Origin of the sequence: Enterobacter sp. ODB01 (genome assembly GCF_001623605.1) — a bacterium.
GTDB classification, from domain to species: Bacteria; Pseudomonadota; Gammaproteobacteria; order Enterobacterales; family Enterobacteriaceae; genus Enterobacter; species Enterobacter kobei.
The window spans coordinates 79,192-103,674 of the sequence record NZ_CP015227.1; the positions used below are offsets into that span (position 1 = coordinate 79,192).

Annotated in this window: 22 protein-coding genes; 9 read left to right on the top strand and 13 right to left on the bottom strand. The window is 57.1% G+C overall.

Annotated elements, in window-relative coordinates; genetic code table 11:
• Positions 1-114 precede the first annotated feature (114 nt).
• The 4 genes from treR (at position 115) to A4308_RS00365 (ending at position 5,198) form a co-directional block, all read left to right on the top strand.
• Positions 115-1,062, top strand: a complete 948-nt coding sequence (treR, locus tag A4308_RS00350) for a trehalose operon repressor TreR (RefSeq protein WP_014882301.1) — start codon at positions 115-117, stop codon at positions 1,060-1,062.
• A 127-nt stretch (positions 1,063-1,189) separates the two neighbouring features.
• The gene (gene treB, locus A4308_RS00355; protein WP_063308441.1) at positions 1,190-2,608 is read left to right on the top strand and encodes a PTS trehalose transporter subunit IIBC; all 1,419 of its coding nucleotides are present in this window, start codon (positions 1,190-1,192) and stop codon (positions 2,606-2,608) included.
• Positions 2,609-2,659: 51 nt separating this feature from the next.
• Positions 2,660-4,315 carry an alpha,alpha-phosphotrehalase gene (gene treC, locus A4308_RS00360; RefSeq protein WP_045268869.1) on the top strand — a complete coding sequence of 552 codons (1,656 nt, stop codon included), beginning with the start codon at positions 2,660-2,662 and terminating at the stop codon, positions 4,313-4,315.
• A 136-nt stretch (positions 4,316-4,451) separates the two neighbouring features.
• Positions 4,452-5,198, top strand: coding sequence for an oligogalacturonate-specific porin KdgM family protein (locus tag A4308_RS00365; protein ID WP_023331894.1), 747 nt, complete (start codon positions 4,452-4,454; stop codon positions 5,196-5,198).
• An 8-nt stretch (positions 5,199-5,206) separates the two neighbouring features.
• Here the strand turns inward: A4308_RS00365 and A4308_RS00370 are convergent, their stop codons facing one another.
• Positions 5,207-5,866 (bottom strand): MurR/RpiR family transcriptional regulator, encoded by a 660-nt coding sequence (locus A4308_RS00370; RefSeq protein WP_014882297.1) that lies wholly within the window; start codon positions 5,864-5,866, stop codon positions 5,207-5,209.
• A 179-nt stretch (positions 5,867-6,045) separates the two neighbouring features.
• On the opposite strand from A4308_RS00370, the gene A4308_RS00375 reads away from it, so the two are divergent.
• From A4308_RS00375 to nrdG, 5 genes are all read left to right on the top strand, one after another.
• Positions 6,046-7,449: a PTS fructose transporter subunit IIC gene (locus A4308_RS00375; RefSeq protein WP_071890786.1), complete on the top strand. Its 1,404-nt coding sequence runs from the start codon at positions 6,046-6,048 to the stop codon at positions 7,447-7,449.
• Between the two features lie 10 nt (positions 7,450-7,459).
• The gene (locus A4308_RS00380) at positions 7,460-10,057 is read left to right on the top strand and encodes a glycoside hydrolase family 38 C-terminal domain-containing protein (protein ID WP_045134405.1); all 2,598 of its coding nucleotides are present in this window, start codon (positions 7,460-7,462) and stop codon (positions 10,055-10,057) included.
• Position 10,058: 1 nt separating this feature from the next.
• Entirely contained in the window at positions 10,059-10,631 is a 573-nt protein-coding gene (locus tag A4308_RS00385; protein WP_063308442.1) for a PTS sugar transporter subunit IIA, read from the top strand.
• Positions 10,632-11,000: 369 nt separating this feature from the next.
• Positions 11,001-13,139, top strand: coding sequence for an anaerobic ribonucleoside-triphosphate reductase (nrdD, locus tag A4308_RS00390; RefSeq protein ID WP_014882293.1), 2,139 nt, complete (start codon positions 11,001-11,003; stop codon positions 13,137-13,139).
• Between the two features lie 141 nt (positions 13,140-13,280).
• On the top strand, positions 13,281-13,745 hold the full coding sequence (nrdG, locus tag A4308_RS00395) for an anaerobic ribonucleoside-triphosphate reductase-activating protein (RefSeq protein WP_023338956.1): 465 nt from the start codon (positions 13,281-13,283) through the stop codon (positions 13,743-13,745).
• A gap of 32 nt (positions 13,746-13,777) precedes the next feature.
• On the opposite strand, the gene A4308_RS00400 is transcribed toward nrdG, so the two are convergent.
• The 12 genes from A4308_RS00400 to pmbA form a co-directional block, all read right to left on the bottom strand.
• Positions 13,778-15,688, bottom strand: a complete 1,911-nt coding sequence (locus A4308_RS00400; protein WP_023338955.1) for a BglG family transcription antiterminator — start codon at positions 15,686-15,688, stop codon at positions 13,778-13,780.
• A 19-nt stretch (positions 15,689-15,707) separates the two neighbouring features.
• Complete coding sequence (locus A4308_RS00405; protein ID WP_063308443.1) at positions 15,708-16,844, bottom strand: lactonase family protein; 1,137 nt, start codon at positions 16,842-16,844, stop codon at positions 15,708-15,710.
• Positions 16,845-16,861: 17 nt separating this feature from the next.
• On the bottom strand, positions 16,862-17,605 hold the full coding sequence (dagF, locus tag A4308_RS00410) for a 2-dehydro-3-deoxy-phosphogluconate aldolase (protein WP_023338953.1): 744 nt from the start codon (positions 17,603-17,605) through the stop codon (positions 16,862-16,864).
• Positions 17,602-18,720, bottom strand: a complete 1,119-nt coding sequence (locus A4308_RS00415; RefSeq protein WP_063308444.1) for a DgaE family pyridoxal phosphate-dependent ammonia lyase — start codon at positions 18,718-18,720, stop codon at positions 17,602-17,604. Before A4308_RS00415 ends, dagF begins: the two co-directional genes overlap by 4 nt.
• On the bottom strand, positions 18,704-19,837 hold the full coding sequence (locus A4308_RS00420) for an amidohydrolase/deacetylase family metallohydrolase (RefSeq protein ID WP_023338951.1): 1,134 nt from the start codon (positions 19,835-19,837) through the stop codon (positions 18,704-18,706). Before A4308_RS00420 ends, A4308_RS00415 begins: the two co-directional genes overlap by 17 nt.
• 42 nt (positions 19,838-19,879) lie before the next feature.
• Complete coding sequence (locus A4308_RS00425) at positions 19,880-20,521, bottom strand: DUF4310 family protein (RefSeq protein WP_003856081.1); 642 nt, start codon at positions 20,519-20,521, stop codon at positions 19,880-19,882.
• A 13-nt stretch (positions 20,522-20,534) separates the two neighbouring features.
• Positions 20,535-21,311 carry a DUF4311 domain-containing protein gene (locus tag A4308_RS00430; protein WP_008501408.1) on the bottom strand — a complete coding sequence of 259 codons (777 nt, stop codon included), beginning with the start codon at positions 21,309-21,311 and terminating at the stop codon, positions 20,535-20,537.
• 22 nt (positions 21,312-21,333) lie between these two features.
• Positions 21,334-21,633, bottom strand: coding sequence for a DUF4312 family protein (locus A4308_RS00435; protein WP_063308445.1), 300 nt, complete (start codon positions 21,631-21,633; stop codon positions 21,334-21,336).
• A gap of 2 nt (positions 21,634-21,635) precedes the next feature.
• Positions 21,636-21,998, bottom strand: a complete 363-nt coding sequence (locus A4308_RS00440; RefSeq protein ID WP_006179053.1) for an SFCGS family glycine-rich protein — start codon at positions 21,996-21,998, stop codon at positions 21,636-21,638.
• A 10-nt stretch (positions 21,999-22,008) separates the two neighbouring features.
• Positions 22,009-22,347: a glycine dehydrogenase gene (locus A4308_RS00445; protein WP_086527803.1), complete on the bottom strand. Its 339-nt coding sequence runs from the start codon at positions 22,345-22,347 to the stop codon at positions 22,009-22,011.
• 316 nt (positions 22,348-22,663) lie between these two features.
• Entirely contained in the window at positions 22,664-23,050 is a 387-nt protein-coding gene (gene cybC / locus A4308_RS00450) for a cytochrome b562 (RefSeq protein WP_032637638.1), read from the bottom strand.
• A gap of 38 nt (positions 23,051-23,088) precedes the next feature.
• A complete protein-coding gene (gene pmbA / locus A4308_RS00455) occupies positions 23,089-24,441 on the bottom strand; it encodes a metalloprotease PmbA (protein WP_047343866.1) in 1,353 nt (450 codons plus the stop codon).
• Positions 24,442-24,483: the final 42 nt, after the last annotated feature.

Here is a 24,483-nt window from a genome sequence, read left to right on the forward strand (position 1 = left end):
GTATTATACCCCCCTGCAAATAAACCGAACGTAAACCAGACTTTGCCCATAGCGAAATCGCGCTATAGCATTAGGCTCAATTGATCATTTTGTCGTTGTTACAGGGAAAACAGCATGCAGAACCGCCTTACCATTAAAGACATCGCGCGTTTAAGCGGCGTGGGGAAATCGACCGTCTCACGGGTGCTGAATAACGAAAGCGGTGTCAGCGAACGCACCCGCGAGCGCGTCGAGGCGGTGATGAATCAGCACGGCTTTTCCCCTTCCCGCTCCGCGCGCGCTATGCGCGGGCAGAGTGACAAAGTGGTCGCGATTATTGTCTCTCGTCTGGATTCGCTCTCGGAGAACCTTGCCGTGCAGACCATGCTGCCCGCCTTTTACGAGCAGGGATATGACCCCATCATGATGGAGAGCCAGTTCTCGCCGCAGCTGGTTGAAGAGCATCTGGGCATGCTCCAGCGACGCAACATTGACGGCGTGGTGCTGTTCGGCTTTACCGGCATTAAAGACGAGATGCTAAAACCCTGGCAGCCCTCACTGGTCATGATGGCGCGCGACGCCCACGGTTTTGCCTCTGTCTGTTATGACGACGAGGGGGCGATTATCACCCTGATGCAGCGTTTGTACGATAAAGGCCATCGCCATATCAGCTTCCTCGGCGTACCCCACACCGACGTCACCACCGGCAAGCGTCGCCATGAGGCCTATCTGGCGTTTTGCAAAAAGCACAACCTCCCGGCCGTCGCCTCCCTGCCGGGTCTGGGCATGAAGCAAGGCTACGAGCAGGTTGCCAGTGTCCTGACCCCGCAGACAACCGCGCTGGTGTGCGCCACGGATACGCTGGCGCTGGGAGCCAGCAAATACCTTCAGGAGCAGCGCATCGACAGCCTGCAGGTGGCGAGCGTCGGCAGCACGCCGCTGATGAAGTTTCTGCACCCGGAGATCATCACCGTCGATCCGGGTTATGCCGAGTCCGGCAGACAGGCCGCCGCGCAGCTGATCGAGCAGATCAACGGGCGGAGCGAGCCGCGGCAGATCGTGATTCCCGCTCATCTTTCATAGCCCCCCTGAAGCGTTTATTGTGATCTTCGCCCGATTTCGGGAACGTTCCCATTTTCGCCGTCACGCTGAAAGAGTAGGCTTGCGCTCAGGTCATTACACCCCTCACCATCTGTCATGAGGTTTCATGATGAGTAAAGTCAAACAAGCAGATATTGATCAGCTGATCGTCCTGGTCGGCGGCCGCGAAAACATCGCAACCGTTAGTCATTGCATTACCCGCCTGCGCTTCGTGCTGAACGATCCGGCAAAAGCGAACCCGAAGGCCATTGAAGAACTCAAAATGGTTAAAGGCTGCTTCACCAACGCCGGGCAGTTCCAGGTGGTCATTGGTACCGAAGTGGGCGATTACTATCAGGCTCTGCTGGCAACCACCGGGCACAGCTCGGCGGATAAAGAGCAGGCCAAGAAGGCTGCACGCCAGAATATGAAGTGGCACGAGCAGCTGATTTCCCACTTCGCGGAGATCTTCTTCCCGCTGCTGCCGGCGCTGATCAGCGGCGGCTTAATTCTCGGTTTCCGTAACGTCATCGGTGATGTGCCGATGAGCGACGGCAAAACGCTGGCGCAGATTTATCCGGCGCTGAAAACCGTTTACGACTTCCTGTGGCTGATTGGTGAAGCGATCTTCTTCTACCTGCCGGTCGGGATTTGCTGGTCCGCGGTGCGCAAAATGGGCGGTACGCCGATTCTCGGTATCGTGCTGGGCGTCACGCTGGTCTCTCCGCAGTTAATGAACGCTTACTTACTTGGTCAGCAGGTGCCTGAAGTGTGGAACTTCGGTCTGTTCACCATCGCCAAAGTGGGCTATCAGGCGCAGGTTATCCCGGCCCTGCTGGCGGGGCTGATGCTGGGCTTTATTGAGACACGCCTGAAGCGCATCGTACCGGATTATCTCTATCTGGTGGTCGTTCCGGTCTGCTCGCTGATTCTGGCCGTCTTCCTGGCACATGCGTTTATCGGTCCGTTTGGCCGCATGATCGGCGACGGCGTGGCCTTCGCGGTGCGCCACCTGATGACCGGCAGCTTCGCACCGATTGGCGCCGCGCTGTTTGGCTTCCTGTACGCCCCGCTGGTGATCACCGGTGTACACCAGACCACGCTGGCCATTGATATGCAGATGATCCAGAGCCTCGGCGGCACGCCGGTCTGGCCGATTATCGCCCTGTCTAACATTGCGCAGGCGTCTGCGGTGACCGGCATCATCATCGTCAGCCGTAAGCACAACGAGCGCGAGATCTCCGTTCCGGCCGCGATCTCCGCCTACCTCGGCGTCACCGAACCGGCGATGTACGGTATCAACCTGAAATACCGCTTCCCGATGCTCTGTGCGATGATCGGTTCCGGTCTGGCAGGCCTGGTGTGTGGTCTGAACGGCGTGATGGCGAACGGGATTGGCGTGGGCGGTCTGCCGGGCATTCTCTCCATCCAGCCCGCTTACTGGCAGGTGTTTGCCCTGGCAATGGCGATTGCGATTATCGTCCCAATGGCGCTCACCACCGTGGTTTATCAGCGTAAGTTCCGTCAGGGCGCGCTGCAGATTGTTTAACTTCATCTTTCGGGGCGCAGTTGCGCCCCTTCGCATTTGCAGGAACGCATTATGAATACCCTTCCTCACTGGTGGCAGAACGGCGTCATCTATCAGATCTATCCAAAGAGTTTTCAGGACACGACCGGCAGTGGCACCGGCGATTTACGCGGCGTGACCGCGCGGCTGGACTACCTGAAAACCCTCGGCATTGACGCCATCTGGCTGACGCCGTTTTATATCTCGCCGCAGGTGGATAACGGCTATGACGTGGCGAATTACATCGCCATCGACCCGGCGTACGGTACGCTGGATGATTTTGACGAACTGGTCGCCGGGGCGCATCAACGCGGTATTCGCATCGTGCTGGACATGGTGTTCAACCACACGTCAACCCAGCACGCCTGGTTCCGGGAATCACTGAATAAGGAAAGCCCGTACCGCCAGTTCTACATCTGGCGCGACGGTACGCCGGAGCAACTGCCTAACAACTGGCGCTCCAAGTTTGGCGGCAACGCCTGGCGCTGGCACGCCGAGAGCGAGCAGTATTACCTGCACCTCTTCGCGCCGGAGCAGGCGGATCTCAACTGGGAAAACCCAGCGGTGCGCGCCGAGCTGAAAAAGGTATGCGAGTTCTGGGCCGATCGCGGCGTGGACGGCTTACGTCTGGACGTCATTAACCTGATTTCAAAAGATCAGGATTTCCCGAATGACGAAACGGGCGACGGTCGCCGCTTCTACACGGACGGGCCGCGCATCCACGAATATCTTCAGGAGATGAGCCGCGACGTCTTTACCCCGCGCAACCTGATGACGGTGGGCGAAATGTCCTCGACCTCGCTGGAGAATTGCCAGCAGTATGCCTCGCTCGACGGGCGCGAGCTGTCGATGACCTTTAACTTCCATCACCTGAAGGTGGATTACCCGGGCGGTGAAAAATGGACGAAGGCGAAACCGGACTTTGTCGCGCTGAAAACCCTCTTCCGCCACTGGCAGCAGGGGATGCACAACAAAGCCTGGAACGCGCTGTTCTGGTGTAACCACGATCAGCCGCGCATCGTTTCACGCTTTGGCGACGAAGGGGAACACCGCGTGGCCGCAGCGAAAATGCTGGGCATGGTGCTGCACGGTATGCAGGGCACGCCGTACATTTATCAGGGCGAGGAGCTGGGGATGACCAACCCGCACTTCAGCCGCATCACCGATTATCGCGACGTGGAAAGCCTGAATATGTTCGCCGAAATGCGGGCAAACGGTCGCGATCCTGACGAACTGCTGGCGATTCTGGCAAGCAAATCCCGCGATAACGGCCGCACGCCGATGCAGTGGGACGCCTCGCACAATGCCGGCTTTAGCGAGGGCGAGCCGTGGATTGGCGTCTGCGATAACTACGAAACCGTGAACGCCCGCGCGGCGCTGGACGACCAGGACTCGGTGTTTTACACCTACCAGTCGCTGATTCGCCTGCGCAAAACGCTGCCGCTGCTCACGTGGGGCGACTACGAGGATCTGCTCCCGGACCATCCTTCCCTGTGGTGTTATCGCCGTCAGTGGCAGGGGCAGACGCTGAGGGTGGTGGCGAACCTGAGCCGCGAGCGTCAGCAGTGGCAACCGGAGCCGGTACAGGGCGCATGGCGGGTCGCACTCAGCAACTATGATGATGTCCCCACCCGTCCCGACACGCTGCTCTTGCGCCCGTTTGAAGCTATCTGGTGGGTGCAGGAATAACTATCAGGAGATACAGCATGCTGTATCTCTTTTTTTTATGTTTAGCGATACGCTAAATGTACGACGATAACTTTTACATCGTGGCGTGCCGAAAATAAAAATAGCCCTGCCAATCAAATAACCTCGGCAGGACATTATGAAAAAGAGAATTATTAAAGCAACGTGTATTAGCGCACTATTATTAAGCACACAGGGATGGTGCGGAAATACATCCGTCGACCTTCGTTTTGGTCACAACACAAACTCAGACGTCAATGATTCCCGTATTAAGGTCATGCATCAGGCGGAGAATGGTTTTTACTTCTCCGTTGAAGCCGCACAAAACCACAATGATACCTTTTTTGGCGATACCGACCGATATAACCCAGACGAAAAAGGCTTAACGGAGGCGGCACAAGAGATTGAAACGCGCTGGCGCTTCGATCTTGGAAACGGCTTTGCCGTAGCGCCGGGCATGGTGACGGTTTTCACCGCCAGCAATACCCATTACCGCCCCTTCATTCAGGGCTGGAAAGCGTTCGATAACGGTCTGAATCTAGCCGCTCGTTATCGCTATAACACCGTCAATGACGCGCACAGCGACAAAGAACTCGACGGCAGCGGGTATACCCGCCGCCAGTCACACCAGTTCGACATCTGGTTCGCGTATAACATTGGCAAATTCGGGATGTCCTACAACCCACGCTTCCGCTGGCAGGATGGTGTCGATCAGGGAACCGGGGATGATACCTACTGGGAACATACCGTCGCCTTCAACTACAAGCTCGACGATGGCTGGACGCCTTACGTCGAACTGGTTTCACTGGATAAAACCTATATCAACGATGACGGCAACCATGAAAATGATTATGCCGTCCGTCTGGGGATAGTGAAGCAGCTCTGACGACCTGACTACACCGTATCGTGCTGCAGCAGCCTGCAGCCGATACGGTCTACCGCACTTAACAGTTCCAGCTGCCCTTCCCGCTGATATAACGATACCGCGTTGATATCAATCAACAACGGCCAGCATAGAGAAGAGAGCGCGGCCAGCGTAGACCCCTCGCGCGTGATCGCAATAATCTTTAATCCTTTGCGCAGCGCGTTACGCGCCATTTCAATTAACGACTGCGTCTCTCCGGATTTACTGATCAACACCAGCGTTCCCTTCGATACCCGCGTCAGCTGGTGCATATCGTTGAGAATAAGGTGCGGCAGGCTCGCCAGAGATAAAAAACGCGACAGGTAGTTGAGGCTGGTGAGTGATGCGCCCCGTGCATAGAGAAAAATATGGCTGGAATGGGTCAGCAATCTGGACATCTCCACCACAATCTCCTCCGCCTGCGGCCCCACGTCAGGGTTTACAGGCGCAGGGGTAAAATGATCGCGTAAAAAACGATACCGAAGCTCTGTATAGCTCTTATAGCCCATTTTCTTACACACGCGGTTAACGGAGGTTGTCGTGGTAAAAGTATCACGGGCAATCTCTTTTGCCGATATAGTAGAAATATGAGTAGCGTGATGCTGAATGTATTCAAATATCAAACGCTCACTTCCCTGAAATGAATTCATATATTACACCCTGTTTAATCCTGGCATGATTTTACCACAGCCGAAAAATATCCTCTGGAAGGCGCTTCACATATTGCAAGCCCGCGTATGACGATACGTAATAAGTATTAGCAAACATTAAAAACTGTTTTGGCTTCTCTTTATACTTTCCCTGTTTTCACATCCAGGGAATTATGACAATGACGAAACAAAAAGTTGTCGCGGTAACGGCCTGCCCGACAGGCATTGCACACACGTTTATGGCCGCGAATAAAATTATCGCATGGGCTAAAGCGCATAACATTGAGGTAAAGGTCGAAACGCAGGGTAGCGACGGTGTTAAAAATCGCTTAACAAAGCAGGATATTGCTTCTGCCACCGCCATTATTCTGGCAACCGACGTCCCCATTCAGGATGCCGAACGTTTTGATGACATTCCTCACCTTCAGACACGAACACAAGAGCTGATCAAGCACACCGACCGCTATCTGCGTCAGGCGCTGGCAATGGAAAAAAATGCGACCGCGGTGGCAGATGAAGACGAGGACGATCTCCGGCGTTCGGCTTACCAGATATTTATTGGCCATATCATGGCGGCCATCAGCTATATGTTACCGGTCGTGGTCATGGGTGGGCTGATGATGGCGACGGCCAAAATTACCGGCCAGTTTATTAACATTGAACATTCGCCGTTCAGCGTGCTGGATAAAGTGGGCTTTATGACCATCAAGTTCATGTATCCGGTCTTCGCCATGTTTCTGGCGTTTGCCATTGCCGGAAAACCGGCGCTGATCCCCGGGCTTATCGGCGGCATCATGTCAGACGAAGTCTACAAGCGCTTCTTTGATATCGAGGGCTTTATGCCCTCCGGCTTTTTTGGCGCGATTGGGATTGGCTTCTTTGTGGGCTATCTGGTGCGCTGGCTCAACGATTCGATTCATGTCCGCCAGCAGCTCACCACCATTAAAACCATGCTAATCGTCCCGCTGATCACCGGCATTACGCTGGTGATGGTCATGGAATATCTGATTAACCCGATTTTTGGCTCGCTTAATCAGCTGATGGTGGTCTTTTTTACCTCGGCAGGCGACACCGGTCGCGGGTTCTATTCCGCAATGATCGCCGCGGGCACCGCTTTCGACCTTGGTGGTCCGGTCAATAAGGCGGCAGGCTCGGTCGCGCTCGGCCTGAATGGCATGAGCGAGACGTTTGATTTAACCGCCCGCGAACTCTCTATCGTGATCCCCTCCATTGGCGTCGGTTTTGCCGCATTCCTCAACGGCCGCTTTGGTCTGCCGGATGTCTTCAGCCGGGAAGAAAAAACCGTTGGCAGCACCTCGTTATTGCTGGGCGTAATCGGGATCTCAGAAGGCGCTATCCCGTTCATCCTGAAAAACCCACGCCTGATCCCGGTGTTCATGACCGGTGCCGTCGCCGGTGCACTGGTGGCGATTGCACTCGGCGTGAAGCAGACGCTGCCTCTGCCCGCCATCTGGGGCTGGCCGCTGGCGACCAATGTGGCGGGCTATCTGGCGAGCGTCTTTATTGGCGCACTGATTTGCGCCCTGGGCGTGCTTTATGTCAGCCCAAAGAACGTCAGGTGAGGGAAACATCATGAGTCAGATCCACGTTATTGCCCACACGCACTGGGATCAGGAGTGGTATTTCACCCGTCAGGACAGCATGGTGCTGGCGTCATACAACTTTGCGGATGTTATCAACACGCTGGAGCAGAACCCGGCTTATGCCTGCTATCACCTTGACGGGCAGATGGCGGTCGTGGAGGACTTTCTTGCGATCAATCCCGATTATCGCGCCAGGCTGGAAAAGCTGGTCAGAGAAAAAAGGATTTTCGTCGGGCCGTGGTATACCCAGACGGACACCTACAACGTGCATGGCGAATCCATTATCCGCAACCTGAAGTACGGCATCTTCGCCGCCCGAACGCTGGGACATGCGATGCAGGTCGGTTATCTGCCGGATACCTTCGGCCACAATGCGCAGATGCCGACGATTTTGCAGGGCTGCAATATCGATAACATCGTCTTCTGGCGCGGTATCGATCACGACCGGCATGCCAAACGCAGCCAGTTTATCTGGCGCGCGCCGTCAGGGGCGAGCGTCATCGCCTGCGCGATGGCGCTCGGGTATGGCGCGGCTAAAAATATCGCTTCGCAAGCCAGCCATCTGCAGGGGAAAATCTACCCGATGGTCGATTTGCTGCGTTCACGGGCCGGTATCGATGACCTGCTCCTACCCTGCGGCGGCGATCAGGTCAGCATCGACCCGGCGCTGCCGACTATCCTGCAGGTCGCCAGCAAACACTCTCCCAACCAGGACTGGTACACCATCAGTTCGCTGGAGCGTTACGTGGACATCCTGCGCGCGCAGCGTGAGCAGTTTGAAAGCTGGGAAGGCGAGCTGAAATCGCCACGCTACACCCGCATCCATAAAACGATCGGCTCTGTGCGCTACGACATTAAAAAGAAAAATGATGAGATCGAGCAGTTTATCCTGCGACAGCTGGAGCCGACGATTGCCATGGCGCGGCATCAGGGGCTACCGGTCAATCTCTCTGTAGTCGATACCCTCTGGAAGACGCTTTTGCGAAGCCACGCCCACGACTCTATCGGCGGCTGTAATAGCGATGCGACCAATCGCGACATTCTGCATCGGCTGGAACAAACCGAGCAGCTGTGTCACAGCCTGTGGAATCTGGTGGTAAAAACGCTGGCCGCCGCCTGTGCTCAGGAAGGGGACCTGCTGATCTTCAATCCGCTGACCACCCCAATGCGGCGCGTGGTTAAAACCACGCTGTATAGCCGGGCTGAACATATCGCGCTGACGTATCAGGGGCAGCCCGTGCGCTTCGACGTCCTGAAAAGAGACATTTTACCCGGCGGAACGGCGATCTCCCTCACTGCCGAAGGCGAGTGTGAAACGCCCCTTCCTCCCTATTTCCGCTGGCACGTTGCTGTGCAGACGCCGGTTCTGCCGTCGGTTGGCTATCTCACCGTGAACGTTGAGAATAGCCCTGCGCCGCTACGGCAGCCTGAACAGGAAAAGGGCCGCGAAATAGAAAATGCGCATTATCGGCTGATGCTGGACGCCGGAACGCTTACCCTTGAGGACAAACACACGGGCAGATGCATCCCCGCGTTCTTTACCCTCGAAGACTGCGCGGATGCGGGCGACAGCTACGATTTCTCCCCGCTCGCGGGCGATACGCCAACGCGCTGTTCCCATTTCGCACTCATTGATTGCCTGAAAACGCCGCTTGTCGAAAAGCTGGTTATTGAGGCGACGCTGCTTCTGCCGCCGGATCTCGCCGGACATCAGGATGCAGCCAGAAAACCGTTATGCCTGCGTCTGGCGTGTGAATTGCGCCATGACGATCCGAACCTGTATGTCGACGGTGCGCTGGAAAACAGCCACTGCGATCACCGGCTGCGCTTGCTGATCAACAGCGATATTCACACGCATCACGCTATCGCCTCACAGCCCTTTGCGATCATCCAACGCGAAACGGGGTATGACGATGAAAACTGGCAGGAACGCTATCGCGAGCTGCCCGTGGATATCGAAACCAGCGAGGGCATTATCGCTGTCGCAGAAGAAGGCAAAGCGCTGGTGGTGAATAGCCGCGGCATGAAGGAGTTTCAGATCCTCGGGCACGAACCGGCAGTGATTGCCCTGACGCTGTTTAAGTCAACGGGTGTGCTCGGACGAAACGACCTGGACTGGCGGCCGGGTCGGGCATCCGGGATTAATAATACGGTGGTTGAGACCCCCGATGCCCAGTTGCTGAAGCCGTTGCACTTTTCATTCAGCGTCGCGCTGGCCGACAGTGCCGATCATCTGACGCTACGCCAGCTGGAAAATCTCGCGACCGGACAGCCCTTTACCTATCAACGGCAAAAGCTGCACACGCTCGATCATCGCCTTGAGCGCTTTTCGTTGCGCCTGCCCGAACGCCAGCTTCCGGCACACTTCTCGCTGTTGACCCTACCGGAGCCGCTTATTCTGTCTGCCCTGCCCCATGCCCAACAGTCACATGGCACGGTCATCCGCGTGTTTAACGCTGGCACGCAGCCGGTTCCCGTTCCGGCAGATCTCGCGGGGCTTCCTCAGATCAACTATCTGGAAGAGCCCGTGCAGCCGGTAACGGCGATCCAACCTTCCGCGACCTGCGATTTTTTGTTAGAGGCTTAATATGAACTTGCTTGCATTGACGCACCCCGATTTGGTTTTTATCAACCCGCCGCACCGTACCCCTGAAGCGCTGATCCGCTGGCTCGCCGAACCGCTCGTCAGGCGAAACGTCATCGGCGATCAAGAGACATTTATCCAGAGCGTTTTACAGCGTGAAAGTGAAGGTCCCACGGCTCTGGGCGAAGCACTTGCCGTTCCACACGGTAAAACCGAGACGGTGCATCAGGCGGCGTTTTGTCTGGCGCTTTTTGACGACCCAATACGCTGTCCGGGGCTGGAGGGGGATGAAGAGGTCAGAATGGTCTTCCTGCTCGCCATTCCCCCTGCTGAAGCAGGCAGCACGCATATGCAGCTGCTGACGACGCTAACCAGCCTGTTGACGGAAGACCGTGTGCGTGAGCAGCTTCTGGCGGCACGCACCCGGGAAGAGGCGCTGTCTGCCCTGAGTACGGAAGAACCGCACATTGAGGATGCGGTGCCCGCGCGTTCCCTTCTCATCCCACTGGTGCTGGGCACTGTCGCTATCGCCGCCTTTTTACAGGCAGGTTTAAGCTGGGTGCGCGGCATCCATTAATCACGTAGCGCTCAGTACAGACCGTGCTGAGCGCTTGTTTTTGTTGAATAATTAATCAGATTTTTCCTTCTGGTCTTTACAATCGCTGAAGCGCCCGCCGTTTGTACTCTCGTCTTTTTACTTTGTTCTGCATCAAATAAATCGCAAACAAGTTTGATGCAAATCACTATATGTAGCACTTAAAATGCACGCCAACCCAACATGTTGTATTAATCGTCTACTATTCCAACAACAAGACGGCGCTTACGCTGGCCGGAATTGTGGATAACACGAGCCGGGAACGCGGGAAGTCTTTGGCCTGGCGGGGAATGCGCCCGGTGAATACTTCTCCACCTCTGTGGATAAACTGTTTTTAAAAATGGAGTGATCATGACACCGCATGTGATGAAACGTGATGGCTGTAAAGTGCCGTTTAAATCAGAGCGCATCCAGGAAGCCATTCTGCGTGCAGCTAAAGCAGCGGGAGTCGATGACGCAGATTACTGCGCCACCGTCGCAGAAGTCGTTAGCAGCCAGATGAATGAACGCAGCCAGGTTGATATCAACGAGATCCAGACCGCGGTTGAAAATCAGCTGATGGCGGGCCCCTACAAGCAGCTGGCCCGCGCCTACATTGAGTACCGCCACGATCGTGACGTGCAGCGTGAAAAGCGCGGTCGCCTGAACCAGGAGATCCGTGGTCTGGTAGAGCAGACCAACTCTGCCCTGCTCAATGAAAACGCCAACAAAGACAGTAAAGTGATCCCCACCCAGCGCGATCTGCTGGCCGGTATCGTCGCCAAACACTATGCCCGTCAGCACCTGCTGCCGCGCGATGTGGTCTCAGCGCACGAGCGCGGTGAGATCCACTATCACGATCTCGACTATTCACCGTTCTTCCCGATGTTCAACTGTATGCTGATCGACCTGAAAGGCATGCTGACCCACGGGTTTAAAATGGGTAACGCCGAGATTGAACCGCCAAAATCCATCTCCACCGCCACTGCGGTCACGGCACAGATTATCGCCCAGGTCGCCAGCCACATTTACGGCGGCACCACCATTAACCGCATTGACGAAGTGCTGGCCCCGTTTGTGACCGCAAGCTTCAACAAGCACCGCAAAACGGCCGAAGAGTGGCAGATCCCGGACGCCGACGGTTATGCACACTCGCGCACCGAGAAAGAGTGCTATGACGCGTTCCAGTCGCTGGAGTATGAGGTGAATACCCTGCATACCGCCAACGGCCAGACGCCGTTTGTGACCTTCGGTTTTGGCCTGGGCACCAGCTGGGAATCGCGTTTGATCCAGCAGTCCATCCTGCGCAACCGTATCTCCGGCCTCGGTAAGAACCGCAAAACGGCGGTGTTCCCGAAACTGGTATTCGCCATCCGCGACGGGCTGAACCACAAAGTTGGCGATCCGAATTACGACATCAAACAGCTGGCGCTGGAGTGCGCGAGCAAGCGCATGTACCCGGATATTCTGAACTACGATCAGGTCGTAAAAGTAACCGGTTCATTTAAAACGCCAATGGGTTGCCGCAGCTTCCTCGGCGTATACGAAGATGAAAACGGCGAGCAGATCCACGACGGGCGTAACAACCTCGGCGTCATCAGCCTGAACCTGCCGCGCATCGCGCTGGAGGCGAAAGGCAATGAAGCGGAATTCTGGACGCTGCTGGATGAACGTCTGCAGCTGGCGCGCAAGGCGCTGATGACCCGTATCGCCCGCCTTGAAGGGGTCAAAGCCCGCGTGGCACCTATCCTCTATATGGAAGGGGCCTGCGGCGTGCGCCTGAAAGCGGACGATGACGTGTCTGAGATCTTCAAAAACGGCCGCGCGTCGATTTCGCTGGGCTATATCGGCATCCATGAAACCATCAATGCCCTGTCTGGCGGCACGCATATGTATGACAGCGACGCGCTGCGTGAAAAAGGCGTGGCGATTGTTCAGCGCCTGCGCGATGCCGTGGACCAGTGGAAAGAGGAAACCGGCTACGGTTTCAGCCTGTACAGTACCCCAAGCGAGAACCTGTGCGACCGCTTCTGCCGTCTGGACACCGCCGAGTTCGGCATCGTGGAAGGCGTGACCGATAAAGGTTACTACACCAACAGCTTCCACCTCGACGTGGAGAAGAAGGTAAACCCGTACGACAAGATCGACTTTGAAGCGGCGTATCCGCCGATCGCCAACGGCGGCTTCATCTGCTACGGCGAGTACCCGAACATTCAGCACAACCTGAAGGCGCTGGAAGACGTGTGGGATTACAGCTATCAGCATGTGCCGTATTACGGCACCAACACGCCCATCGACGAATGCTACGAGTGCGGCTTTACCGGCGAGTTCGAGTGTACCAGCAAAGGCTTTACCTGCCCGAAATGCGGTAACCACGACGCGGCACGCGTGTCGGTAACCCGCCGCGTGTGCGGCTATCTCGGTAGCCCGGATGCGCGTCCGTTTAACGCCGGTAAGCAGGAAGAGGTAAAACGCCGCGTGAAGCATCTGGGGAATGGGCAGATCGGGTAAGTTCTGCGCTGGGTTCTCCCCCTCACCCTACCCCTCTCCCTCAAGGGAGAGGGAACCGATCGAGCATATTGTTGAGCCCGGCTCCGGTTTTCTCCCTCTCCCTGTGGGAGAGGGCCGGGGTGAGGGCATCAGGTTAACGCTATGAATTACCATCAATACTACCCCGTTGATATCGTCAACGGACCCGGCACCCGCTGCACCCTGTTCGTGTCAGGCTGCGTCCACGAGTGCCCGGGTTGCTATAACAAAAGCACCTGGCGCTTAAATTCCGGTATGCCGTTTACCGCGGAAATGGCAGACCGGATCATTAACGATCTCAACGATACGCGCATCAAACGACAGGGAATTTCGCTCTCCGGCGGCGATCCTCTTCACCCGCAAAACGTGCCGGAGATCCTGAATCTGGTAAAACGCATTCGCCGCGAGTGCGCAGGAAAGGATATCTGGGTCTGGACGGGTTACAGGCTGGATGAACTGAATGCGGCTCAGATGGAAGTGGTGGAGTTGATTAACGTGCTGGTCGACGGCAAGTTCGTTCAGGATTTAAAAGATCCCGCGCTGATCTGGCGCGGCAGCAGTAACCAGGTTGTGCATCATTTGCGTTAATTAAAAGCGGATATTATTTATCCGCCTTTTTCTCAAAACCGACTCAAACTCTCCATCGCCACCGTTTTAAACTCGGCAAAATCGCCGCAGCTACAGAGCCGCGCCATGGCGCGCTCGCGCAGGAAGGTGACGAAGATATCGTAGATCGCCATCGCCTCTTCATACTCGCTTTTGCTGATGGCGAGCAGGAAAATCACGTGCGCGGTTTCGTCACCCCACGCAATCCCCTGCGGGGCGAGTACGGTGTAGACCACGGTTTTCTGGGCAAGCAGACCGAGGGAGTGCGGAAGCGCAATGCCGTCACCGAGCATGGTGCTGACGATGGCTTCACGTTCAACCACCGACTCCAGAAACGCCGTCCCCACAAACCCCTCCCCTTCAAGCTGTTCGCACAGCTCGCGGAACAGCGTTTGCTGGTCAATCGGCGCGTCGATGATGCGGAAATGGGCGGCGTCGAAGTATTTATCCAGCATCCACGGGCGGGTGCGGTCTACCAGCACCAGCTTGCCAATCTGCTCCAGCTGATAATCAGTCGGAAACGGTGCGATCATCACTACCGGTTTTGCTTTTTCACTGACGCGCGCGGTAGCGATAACAAAGTCCTCGCTAAGCGATTCCACCTGCTCGTACTCGCGCAGCGTGAGCGTGCGCGTGACCTCAATCTGCGGGTATTTACGCTGGAGTACCGCCTCAATCATACGCACCATCGCATTACCGGCGTCACAGACCAGCAGCACGCGCGGCTGGCGCTGGTAGCCAATGTTGTAGTGACGCTCCAGCCCGACGCCAATGTGCAGCACCAGGAAACCAATTTCGTTTTCGCTGATCGCATACGGCGTGTATTTGCCCCAGTTCGATACCGCCGCCAGGGTCATGTCCCAGGCCATCGGGTAGTGCTGCTTGATGTTATCCAGCAGCGGATTGGGGATCATGATTTGATACCGCACGCGGGTGATCATCGTCTTGATGTGCGTGAGCAGATCCGCGTGCAGCTGCGCGTCGCTGAGCAGGTTGTAGTTGTAGTGGGTGTTGATGTAGCGCAGGATGTAGTTCACCAGCGCCTCTTCGTCATCGGCGTTAATGGCGCTTGGGGCGATCTCCTGGATCTGCCGCGCAGCGATGTGCACGCAGAGCCAGTTCTCCTCCGAGGGTGCAAGCGCTTTGCCCGCCAGTTCCTGAATGGCCACAGCAATATCTTTCGCCGCTTCCCGCACGTTCTCCTCCACATCCTCCGCATGGAATTCCGGTAGCGGATAGCCTTCGCTGATGCGTCGCACTGATACCGCGCAGTACAGGCGCAGGAACAACTCCCCTTCGTCCGTCAGGCGAATGTGGTGACGCGTCAGCGCGTCGTGCAGCACTGGCACCATCTTTTCCGCCACGCCCGCATTGAGCGCGACATCCGTCACCAGCGGGTTCAGGCTGTCCTGCTGCGCCAGCTCCCAGAGCAGATCGGTCAGGCAGGCGCGAACCGACATTTCGCTGCCAAACAGCTTCATGCCATGGCGTGGACGGGTTTCCAGCGTCAGGTTATAGCGATGAAAACACTCGCGCACTTCCGCCATGTCGCTTTGTAGCGTGGCGCGGCTGACAAACCACTCGTCCGCCAGGTCCTCCAGCTTAAGCGAAAACGCCGACGTCAGAAAACGCACCACCAGATAATGCACGCGCTCCGCGCCCGTACGGGGAATACGCAGTGCGCGCGGATGGGAGGCCTGGAGCTGCTGATAACGCGCGGCGTCGTCAATTTTAAGCTGATAGCCATTTCCACGGCTCAGAATAAACTGCGCCCCGTGGCTCGCCAGCAGCGCGTTCAGGGCGGTGATGTCAGCACGGACGGTTCGCGTGGAGACCGACAGCCGCTGCGCCAGCTCGTCCTGCGGCAGCGTCTCGTTTTGCAACAGATCGAAAAGTTGCGCTAAACGTTGGTTCGGAAATCGCACGTCGTTGTCCTCTTACGGCTTAGGGTGAAATGACCATCTGGGATGGGCTGCCAACCGGCGTATAGTCTGGCTCGAAGCTCAACTTCCCATCCTGCGCCACGCGAAAACGGGTAATGTTATCGCTGCGCTGGTTCATAACGTACAGCCAGCGTCCTTGTTTATCGAGCGTCAGGGTGCGCGGGTAGTCGCCACGCGTCCACACGTCATCCTGATGCCTCAGCGTGCCTTCTGCTGTTACGGTAAAGTGCCCGATGCTGTTATGCAAACGGTTAGCCACATACAGCTGTTTACCGTCGGCGCTTAACGCCAGCCCGGCAGCAAAACTGGTGCCTTTGTACCCTTTTGGCAGGGCAGAGAGTGTTTTACCCGCTTTCAAGGTGCCGTTGGCATTCACGGCATAATGGGTGAGCGTTGAGGCCTCTTCGTTAATCAGCCACAGGGCATCCCCTTTCGGCCTAAAGACGAAATGGCGAGGTCCGGCCCCTTTCGAGGAGGCGCTGATAAACGGCGGATCGTTGGGGGTCAGCTTTCCGCTTCGATCGTCAAAACGGTACTGATAGATGCGATCTAACCCCAGATCGGTCGAAAACACGTACTTCCCGCTCGGATCGGCGGCGATCATGTGCGCATGAGGACCGTTGTGATCGCTGATAGCAAAACTGCCCTCTACAGCGGCTTCTGGTTTTGCTGCACCCGGTTCGCCCTGATCCTGATGTTTATCCGTGGCATCTCCCAGGCTGCCGTCTGCTTTGACCGGCAAAACGGCAATCGATCCGCTGACGTAGTTGGCCACCAGCAGGTGCTGGCCATTCGGCGTCAGCGAAAGATAAACCGGCCCCGCGCCGCCGGAGGCCACCTGATTCAACTCGCTCAGCTCGCCGTTATCTTCCACCCGCAGCGCCTGCACCACGCCCTGCTCCACTTCGCTTGCCAGATAGAGCGTTTTGCCGTCGTGTGAGACGGCCAACTGAGCGGCGTTCGGCAGTTTGCTCACCAGCGTTTTGTTGCCGAGCGCGCCGGTTTGCGCGTCAACGGTAAAACGGTACAGCCCTTCGCCGTTGGGGTTGTAGGTGCCGACCCAGGCATACTGGGTTTGCGCGACGGCGGCGGTAGCAAGCAAAGAGAGTGAAGCAACAAGCAGGTTACGGGTGTGCATGGTGGCTCCTTTGGGTGTTATGACTTAACCAGTTTCTTCGTCATCTCAAGCAGCGTACGCACATCTTCCGGACGCGTATCACCGCTGGCCTTGTCGATAATCGAGCTATAGATATGCGGGATGATCTTGCTCACGCCCGCGTCGAGGGCGATCTGCAGGATCGCCTCAAAGTTTTCCAGATCGATCCCACCGGTCGGTTCCAGCCAGAAGTCGTAACGGGCGCAGGCTTCCGCTACCGCCTGGTATTCGTCACGGCACTTAAGGCCACCCATCGGGAAGTATTTGATCGAGCTGCCGCCAAAATCTTTCAGCAGGGCAATCGCGGTTTCCACCGGGACGATACCGTCCGGTGCCGTGCTGCTCAGCGGACCGGTGGAAATTTTCACCATACCGACGGTGCCGGTCGGTGAGACCAGACCGTTCACCACAGAGTCGTTCTGCCCCAGCAGCGCGCGGCTGGTCGCCACGCCGGTAAAGACCTGGTTGACGTGCTGCGGCTGTACCTGACGGGAGATTTCACTGACCATCGCCGACTGGTTCGGGTCGCCCGCGCCCAGTCCCACGGAAAGCGCGTTATCAATCAGCGCCGCGTACTCGCGCATATCCGCCACTGCGCTTGCCACGTCCGGGTAATTTTTGGAGAGCACGCCCACCAGCACATGGCCTTCCGCCGCCTCGTAAATGGCGCTGGCATTGGCCTTCGAACCTGCCAGCACGTTCAGGCAGACGCGGTCACGGTAAAAATTGGGGGTCAGTTTCATGCGTTTTTCTCCTGTCCTAACACTTCGCTAATGCGGCGGTACACGATGTTCAGCTGGTCAGCATTTACGCTGCGCACGTCCGCTTCGATAATCCCTTCGTTGGCCTTGTAGCCACGGAAATAGATGGCGTATTCACCCTGCTTGAGCTTATTCACCAGGTCACCGGTGCCCACGCCGGTGGTCGCTTCGTCAAATTTAATCTCGGTGCGGGCAATATCGCGCCCGGCGCTGTCCCAGACTACGCGCGCGGTGACGCCGTTCAGGGTGTTAAGCGCGTCGATAAACGGCGTCATCTTCGCCACCATCTCGGCACCGCTCTCTTTGGTCGCCGTGAGGTAGTGTTCGATGGCGCAGGTCAGGCCGAGAATGCCCTCTTTACCCACCTTCATCGCGCGGCCAATACCTGCCGTCTGGCGTTTCACCCACTCAACGTACTGGGTTTTGCCGATCACCAGCCCGCTGGTTGGCCCTTCGATCGCCTTCGCACCGCTGTAGATCACCAGATCCGCGCCGGAACGGTAGTAAATATGCAGATCTTCTTCCGCTGCGGCATCGACGATCAGCGGCAGATCGTGTTTACGTGCGACTACTGCCGCCTGCTCGACGCTGAGCATGCTTTTCTGCACGCAGTGGTGAGATTTGATATAGAGGATCGCCGCCGTGCGCGGGGTGATCGCCGCCGCCAGCTGATCGGCGGAACATTCGTTGGCATAGCCCGCTTCGACCAGTTTTCCGCCGCCCAGCGCGACCATGGTGCCCACCGGCGCGCCAAAGTTAACGTTGTGGCCTTTCGGCAGGACAATCTCGTTGTTCGCAATCGGGGTCACGTGCAGGTTTTCCAGCAGCCAGTCGCTGTCTTTGACCAGCACTGCCGCTACGGACTGGGTAATGCCCGCCGACGCGCAGGAGACCACCGTCGCGCCTTCCACATCAAGAAGCTTCGCGATGTATTCCCCGGTTTTGTTGACCAGATCCTTCATCTCAAAATAGTGATTCATGCCGTCCATTGCGGCCTGCACCACTTCCGGGCGCGGCGTGGAAACGCCCAGCGCCGTCATGCGGCCCGAGGTGTTGATAACTTGCTTTAAGTGGTACTTCTCATAAATCGAAGGCATGTTCCGTGCTCCCTTGTTCGGTCATGTAGCCCTTGCCCGCGCGGATCGCGGCAAGCGGCACCAGAATATGTTCAGCCTGCAGGCTGTCGTTTTCGGCATCCGTCAGCACCGTTGGCTGGCGTTTAATCGTGAACAGCGTCAGGTCGGCGTCAAGGCCGGGCTGGATGCGGCCTTTACGCGTCAGGCGCAGGCCATCCGCGGCGTTGGCGGTGACGCAGTCAATGACCTGCGGCAAAGACATGCCGATGGCGAGAAACTTCGACATCACGCTTGCAAGCGACCCGACCGGTCCGTTAATCCGGTTACGGCAGTAGATATCCGAGCTGATGGTGTGCGGCAGAATGCCCATCGCGATGGCGCGTTTCGCCACCTCAAAGCTGAAGCTCGCCGTACCGTGCCCCACGTCCAGACGCACGCCGCGCTTCAGGGCGGAGGTGATGGAGGCGCGCAGCTCGCCGGAGGGCGTCAAAATACGGTTGGGTTTGCCGTTGTAGCAGTGGGTGATGATGTCGCCGGAACTGAGCAGTTCGGCGATTTCGTCGAGGTTCGGCGGGTTGTTGCCGATGTGCACCATCAGCGGCAGATCGCCGTTCTCGCTCTGGATGGCTTTCGCGCGCTCCAGCGGCGTAATGCCGTTTTCACCGACCACGCTGCTGCTCATGCGCGCTTTCAGGCCGACGATAAAATCAGGGTGGCGTTTTACTGCCTGCTTCACGGCATCGGCATCAATATTCGCCATATTGGCCAGTTCGTTCTGGGCAATCAGCCCGACGCGGGAGATGTTCAGCAGGGCAAACACCTCGGTGGCGGCTTTGCGGGTAATTTCATAGAAATCATCCACGTCATCTGCCCCGGTACTGCCGGCATCCACCACGGTGGTGACGCCCGTGGCAATGCCTACGCTGTCCGGCTCGTCGTGGTAAATCGGCGAGTTCGGGTAGCAGTGGACGTGAGAGTCAATCCAGCCTGCGCTGACGAACACATTACCGTTCAGCTCAACCGTTTTACGGGCAGGAGCGTCAATGTCGCCCAGCGCGGCGATTTTCCCATCCTGAATGGCGATATCGGTCAGGGTATCGTCGGCGAGGCGCGCGCGGCGCAGGAGTAAATCAAACATGGGGTTCTCCTGATAAGGCGGGCGCCTGAGCGCCCGCGGGTATTAAAGGGCGACCGGGAACAGCCAGCCCAAAATCATTGCACCGAGGATGGCGCCACCGGTGATCGGCTTCTGCCAGATGTAGAACAGCAGCGCGCCCACCAGCGAACCGACGCCGATAGGAATAGAGGCGGTCATGGCGCTGAGGATAATCAACGGCCCGAGGAAGCGGCCTGAGGCGTTACCCGCGCCCATCATCACGTCAGCCCCGTAGGTGGAGTTGCTCTGGTTGATGGTGAACTTACGCGCCAGGATGATGACGTAGCCAATCGCCAGGCCAATCACCAGGCCGGTAATCAGCGAGGCAATAAAGTTGGTCACCGGGAACATGATCCCCGCCCCCAACAGCAGCGCCGGCACGCCGAGCCCGACGCCGGTCTGAATCGCACCGCCGATGTCGAGAATACCCACCAGTGAGCCTTCAATGATGCGGGCGAACAGGAAGCTTGCGCCGAATGCCGCCACCGCACCGTAGACCCCGGTATCAATCCCCGCTTTCAGCATCGCCACGAAGGCCACTTCGTTAAACGCGCCGATGCCGTAGAGGTAGTACATGTGCGTCCCGGCGAACACGCCGGAGGAGAGCAGGCCAACGAAGATCGGGAACGACCAGTCGGCATACCAAAAACCTTTATTCTGTTCCATGTCGAGGCTCCTGTTATTTACCGCTGAGCGAGTTGTGGATCATGTCGAGCCAGTTCGGCACGGTCAGATGGAAGGATTCGATCATCTTCATGTCGAAGCCGCGGAAGAAGCCGCTCAGCACGAAGAGCAGAACGATCGCCGCCATCATCACTTTGGTGACGTGGTTCCAGCCGCTCTCTTCAACGCCTTTACCGATCAGGATCCCCAGCACCAGGCCCGGTACGGCGTTACCCATGATCAGCTGTGCCGCGCCGCCAAAGATGGTGGCCCAGAAGCCCGATTTTTTACCGGCGTCGATGGCCGCCAGCCAGAAGATCACCGGCATCACGGTGTTGACCAGCAGGTTCGCAGCGGGCACCAGCACCTTCACGGCGGTGACCTGAAGCGCAGCCGGTACGGAGGAGGCCGTCAGGTTAAGGAAAGTCACGACGATCATGCCGATCACGCCACAGGCAATCGCCATTTTGCGCGGATCGTGCAGCGTTTCGCCGACGTTACGGTTTTTGATCATCAGTGCCGCCGCGCCCCAGTTTGGGATGATGCGGTGGTCAACGTCCTGTGTGAAAGCACCCGCGGCCACGGAAGAGGCCCAGGCGTTAAAGAAGAAACCTAACCCAAAGGAGAAGTGAGAAGCGGGATCCCCTTCGCAGGAGTTCAGTTCCCCCAACGTACGAAACGCGCCCATACCCTGAGTGGTAGGCGCATGAAACATGCGTGCAGCCCCGGCCCCAACACCGACGCCTACCAGGCCGCCGATGATGAGCGATTTTATTAATATAATTAAGAACATCAGTCTGCCCTTTTATGAATAATCAGCGTTGCGTGACGAAGTCCACCAGATCGAGATTGATGGCGGTCACGTTGACGGTCACATCCAGCTCCACGCTGTAGGTGCGTCTTTCCCGGCGCAAAAAGAAGAACAGAAACGCTTCTTTACGCACCGCTTCTTGCGCCTGAACGACCTGCACATCCTGTGGCTCAATACGCAGTAAGATATGCGGTGAGGCTTTCATCACCGCGGCCTGAACGTGGTTGAGCGCGTCGGCAAAGGCGCGCGCTTTGGCGTCGCCCTTCCCCTTCACTCTCACCGTGGTTGTGAACTGTTCTTTCATGCTTATGCGCCGTGTTTCTTCTGCCACGCCTGCACCAGACGCTCGCCCAGCTCTTCTTTGTCCATAAAGCCAAAGCCCAGCACGTTGCAGCCTTCGTTGATGGCGGTGACGCCTTCATCCACCGAACGCATGCCGTATTTGGCTTTGTAGCCATACTTGGTTTGCGCGGTAATCGCGCCCGCGCCGCCGCTGCCGCAGAAGGAGATGCCGAAGGTGGCGTTTTCCGCTTTCATTACGTCGCCGAGCTTCATATCCGCTGCCATGCCCGGCACGACCACCGCGCGTCCACCTGCTTTTTCCACCCCGGCCGCCACTTTCTGACCTTTACCCAGGCGATCGCCAATCACGACTGTAATCTGTTCCATGTGTTGCTCCTTAAAGGTTGTCTTTCGCGACTTCAAAGTGAACGGAGAGCAGCCAGGCCTCTTCATCAGGAAGGTTGCCAAACTGCGCCACCACTTCACGGGCAAGCCGCATTGAATCCGGTGAAATTTCGTCAAACAGCTCTGCTTCAACCTCCGGCAGCGGCTCGCCGGTCACGGACCGGTGCGCCATGGCGCGAACGTGGGAGGTGAGCATCTGCTCCTGTACTGCGTTGGGGATGATGTTGTGCCGGGCCAGCAGGGCATAGACCTGCTGTAGCATGGTGTTCGCGAGCTGTTCTGTTTGCACCGCCTGTTCCCCAACGTCGTTCATTACCGCTCCGTTAATCACTCGTCTTACCCCGTTAATGGCTCTGGAATAAAACTAACGGTGGGGAGGAAGGGTTTGTAGCGAGTTGTTTTCCACTTCGAAGTGGAAAGGCAAGCCGCGGCAGTGATCTGTGCCACATAAATACGGTGAATGCGGTCAAATCAATGCATTTACGTGATGAATATCACTGATTCCAGCGGTCAAAGGCGGGCAGAGGCAACGAAAACGTTCAGGCGTGGTAATGCAAAAATGTGATGGCGATAGGGTTTACTTATCACCACGCAAAAAAAACGGGAGCCACTGGCTCCCGTTGGGTGTTGGTCCGATGCGCGATCGGTTAACGGTATTTCTTGTGATACGTGTTGCGGGTCGTCACGAACTGATCGGCTGCCGCCTGGGCTTCTTTAACTTTGCCTTCGTTGGCCAGCTTCAGCGCGCCGTCGATCTGGCCGACCAGCACGTCAAAGCCGTGGCGATAGTCTTTCATCTCTGCGCTGTCAGCCGCTTTGCTTTCCAGCTTCGGCGGTGTCGCTTTTTGGGCGTCCAGCGCCGCTTCACGCATTTTGGTCAGGGCGTCTTTCATTTCCGCCGCATTGTCCGTCTTTTGCACCACCTTCAGGTTTTGCCCGAGGATGCCCATGTCTTCTTCAAGATCGGCAGCAAACGCAGAAGAGCCAAGAACCAGCGTTGAAGCCGCGACGATCGCTAACAGATGTTTACGCATTGCTCACTTCCTTTTTTATTATTAACAAAACGCTATCTTTATTGACCCGCAATTTTCATCTCGGGCAGCAGTACAGAACCACACTGTATATTGCTACGTGTTTCAATATCGTTACCGACCGTAACGATGTTGCGCCACATGTCCTTCAGGTTGCCGGCGATGGTGATTTCGCTCACCGGATACTGAATTTCACCGTTTTCGACCCAGAAGCCCGCCGCCCCGCGAGAATAGTCTCCGGTGATGCCGCTGACGCCCTGGCCCATCAGTTCGGTTACCACCAGACCGGTGCCCATCTCTTTCAGCATCTGCTCAAAGTTCAGGCCCTGCCCGGCAATACGCCAGTTATGGATACCGCCCGCGTGGCCAGTACTTTTCAGCCCCAGCTTGCGAGCGGAGTAGTTGGTCAGCAGCCACTGGGTCAGAATGCCGTCCTTAACGATATCGCGGCGTTCCGTGCGCACCCCTTCGCTGTCGAACGGCGTAGAGGCCAGCCCTTTCAGCAGATGCGGGTGTTCTTCAATGGTCAGCCATTCCGGCAGGATCTGCTTGCCCAGCGAGTCGAGCAGGAAGGTGGATTTACGGTAAACGGAGCCACCGGCGATAGCGCCCACCAGATGACCAAACAGACCGGTTGCCACTTCATTGGCAAAAATCACCGGGGCTTTCATGGTAGAGAGTTTACGCGGCGACAGGCGAGACAGCGTGCGTTCGGCACACTCTTTGCCCACCCACTCCGGCGATTGCAAATCCCCCAGCGCGCGGCCAATGGTGTAAGCGTAGTCACGCTCCATGTCACCGTTCTCTTCGGCGATGACGCAGCTGGAGAGCGAGTGACGGGTGGAGCAGTAGCCCTGCAGCATGCCGTGGCTGTTGCCGAAAACTTTGATGCCGTAGTGGCTGTTGAAGCTGCCGCCTTCGGTATTGGTGATGCGCTTGTCGGCCTGCAGGGAAGCCTGCTCGGCACGCGCGGCCAGCTCGATGGCTTCATCCGGGGTGACGTCTGCCGGGTGGAAGAGATCAAGATCCGGCGCGTCAAAGGCCAGCAGCTCTTTATCGGCCACGCCGGCGTAAGGATCCGGCGAGGTGTATCGGGCGATATCCAGCGCCGCCTGCACCGTGCGGGCAATGGCATCCGGGCTGAGATCGGTAGACGACGCGCTGCCTTTGCGATTCTGGTGATACACCGTGATCCCAAGCGCGCCATCGCTATTGAATTCTACGTTCTCCACTTCGCCATAGCGGGTGCTCACGCTGATACCGGTGGTTTTGCTGACCGCCACTTCGGCGCCATCTGATTTTTCGGAAGCAAGCATCAGCGCGGTGGAGACGGCTTCTTCCAGAATCTTACGCTGCGCTTCAACTTGTGAGGTTACTTTCATCGCAAATGCCATACTGTAAGAGAGAGTTAAATGAAGTCTAACAGAGAACCGTTT

Bases quoted from the DNA above. Each gene is read 5' to 3' on its own strand.
- A4308_RS00440 (WP_006179053.1), bottom strand. From the start codon at position 21,998: ATGGAACAGATTACAGTCGTGATTGGCGATCGCCTGGGTAAAGGTCAG.
- A4308_RS00405 (WP_063308443.1), bottom strand. From the start codon at position 16,844: ATGCACACCCGTAACCTGCTTGTTGCTTCACTCTCTTTGCTTGCTACC.
- A4308_RS00430 (WP_008501408.1), bottom strand. From the start codon at position 21,311: ATGTTCTTAATTATATTAATAAAATCGCTCATCATCGGCGGCCTGGTA.
- cybC (WP_032637638.1), bottom strand. From the start codon at position 23,050: ATGCGTAAACATCTGTTAGCGATCGTCGCGGCTTCAACGCTGGTTCTT.
- dagF (WP_023338953.1), bottom strand. From the start codon at position 17,605: ATGAAACTGACCCCCAATTTTTACCGTGACCGCGTCTGCCTGAACGTG.
- A4308_RS00370 (WP_014882297.1), bottom strand. From the start codon at position 5,866: ATGAATTCATTTCAGGGAAGTGAGCGTTTGATATTTGAATACATTCAG.
- A4308_RS00420 (WP_023338951.1), bottom strand. From the start codon at position 19,837: ATGTTTGATTTACTCCTGCGCCGCGCGCGCCTCGCCGACGATACCCTG.
- A4308_RS00365 (WP_023331894.1), top strand. From the start codon at position 4,452: ATGAAAAAGAGAATTATTAAAGCAACGTGTATTAGCGCACTATTATTA.
- pmbA (WP_047343866.1), bottom strand. From the start codon at position 24,441: ATGGCATTTGCGATGAAAGTAACCTCACAAGTTGAAGCGCAGCGTAAG.
- A4308_RS00380 (WP_045134405.1), top strand. From the start codon at position 7,460: ATGAGTCAGATCCACGTTATTGCCCACACGCACTGGGATCAGGAGTGG.
- nrdD (WP_014882293.1), top strand. From the start codon at position 11,001: ATGACACCGCATGTGATGAAACGTGATGGCTGTAAAGTGCCGTTTAAA.
- A4308_RS00385 (WP_063308442.1), top strand. From the start codon at position 10,059: ATGAACTTGCTTGCATTGACGCACCCCGATTTGGTTTTTATCAACCCG.
- treR (WP_014882301.1), top strand. From the start codon at position 115: ATGCAGAACCGCCTTACCATTAAAGACATCGCGCGTTTAAGCGGCGTG.
- A4308_RS00425 (WP_003856081.1), bottom strand. From the start codon at position 20,521: ATGGAACAGAATAAAGGTTTTTGGTATGCCGACTGGTCGTTCCCGATC.
- A4308_RS00435 (WP_063308445.1), bottom strand. From the start codon at position 21,633: ATGAAAGAACAGTTCACAACCACGGTGAGAGTGAAGGGGAAGGGCGAC.
- A4308_RS00375 (WP_071890786.1), top strand. From the start codon at position 6,046: ATGACGAAACAAAAAGTTGTCGCGGTAACGGCCTGCCCGACAGGCATT.
- treB (WP_063308441.1), top strand. From the start codon at position 1,190: ATGAGTAAAGTCAAACAAGCAGATATTGATCAGCTGATCGTCCTGGTC.
- A4308_RS00415 (WP_063308444.1), bottom strand. From the start codon at position 18,720: ATGCCTTCGATTTATGAGAAGTACCACTTAAAGCAAGTTATCAACACC.
- nrdG (WP_023338956.1), top strand. From the start codon at position 13,281: ATGAATTACCATCAATACTACCCCGTTGATATCGTCAACGGACCCGGC.
- treC (WP_045268869.1), top strand. From the start codon at position 2,660: ATGAATACCCTTCCTCACTGGTGGCAGAACGGCGTCATCTATCAGATC.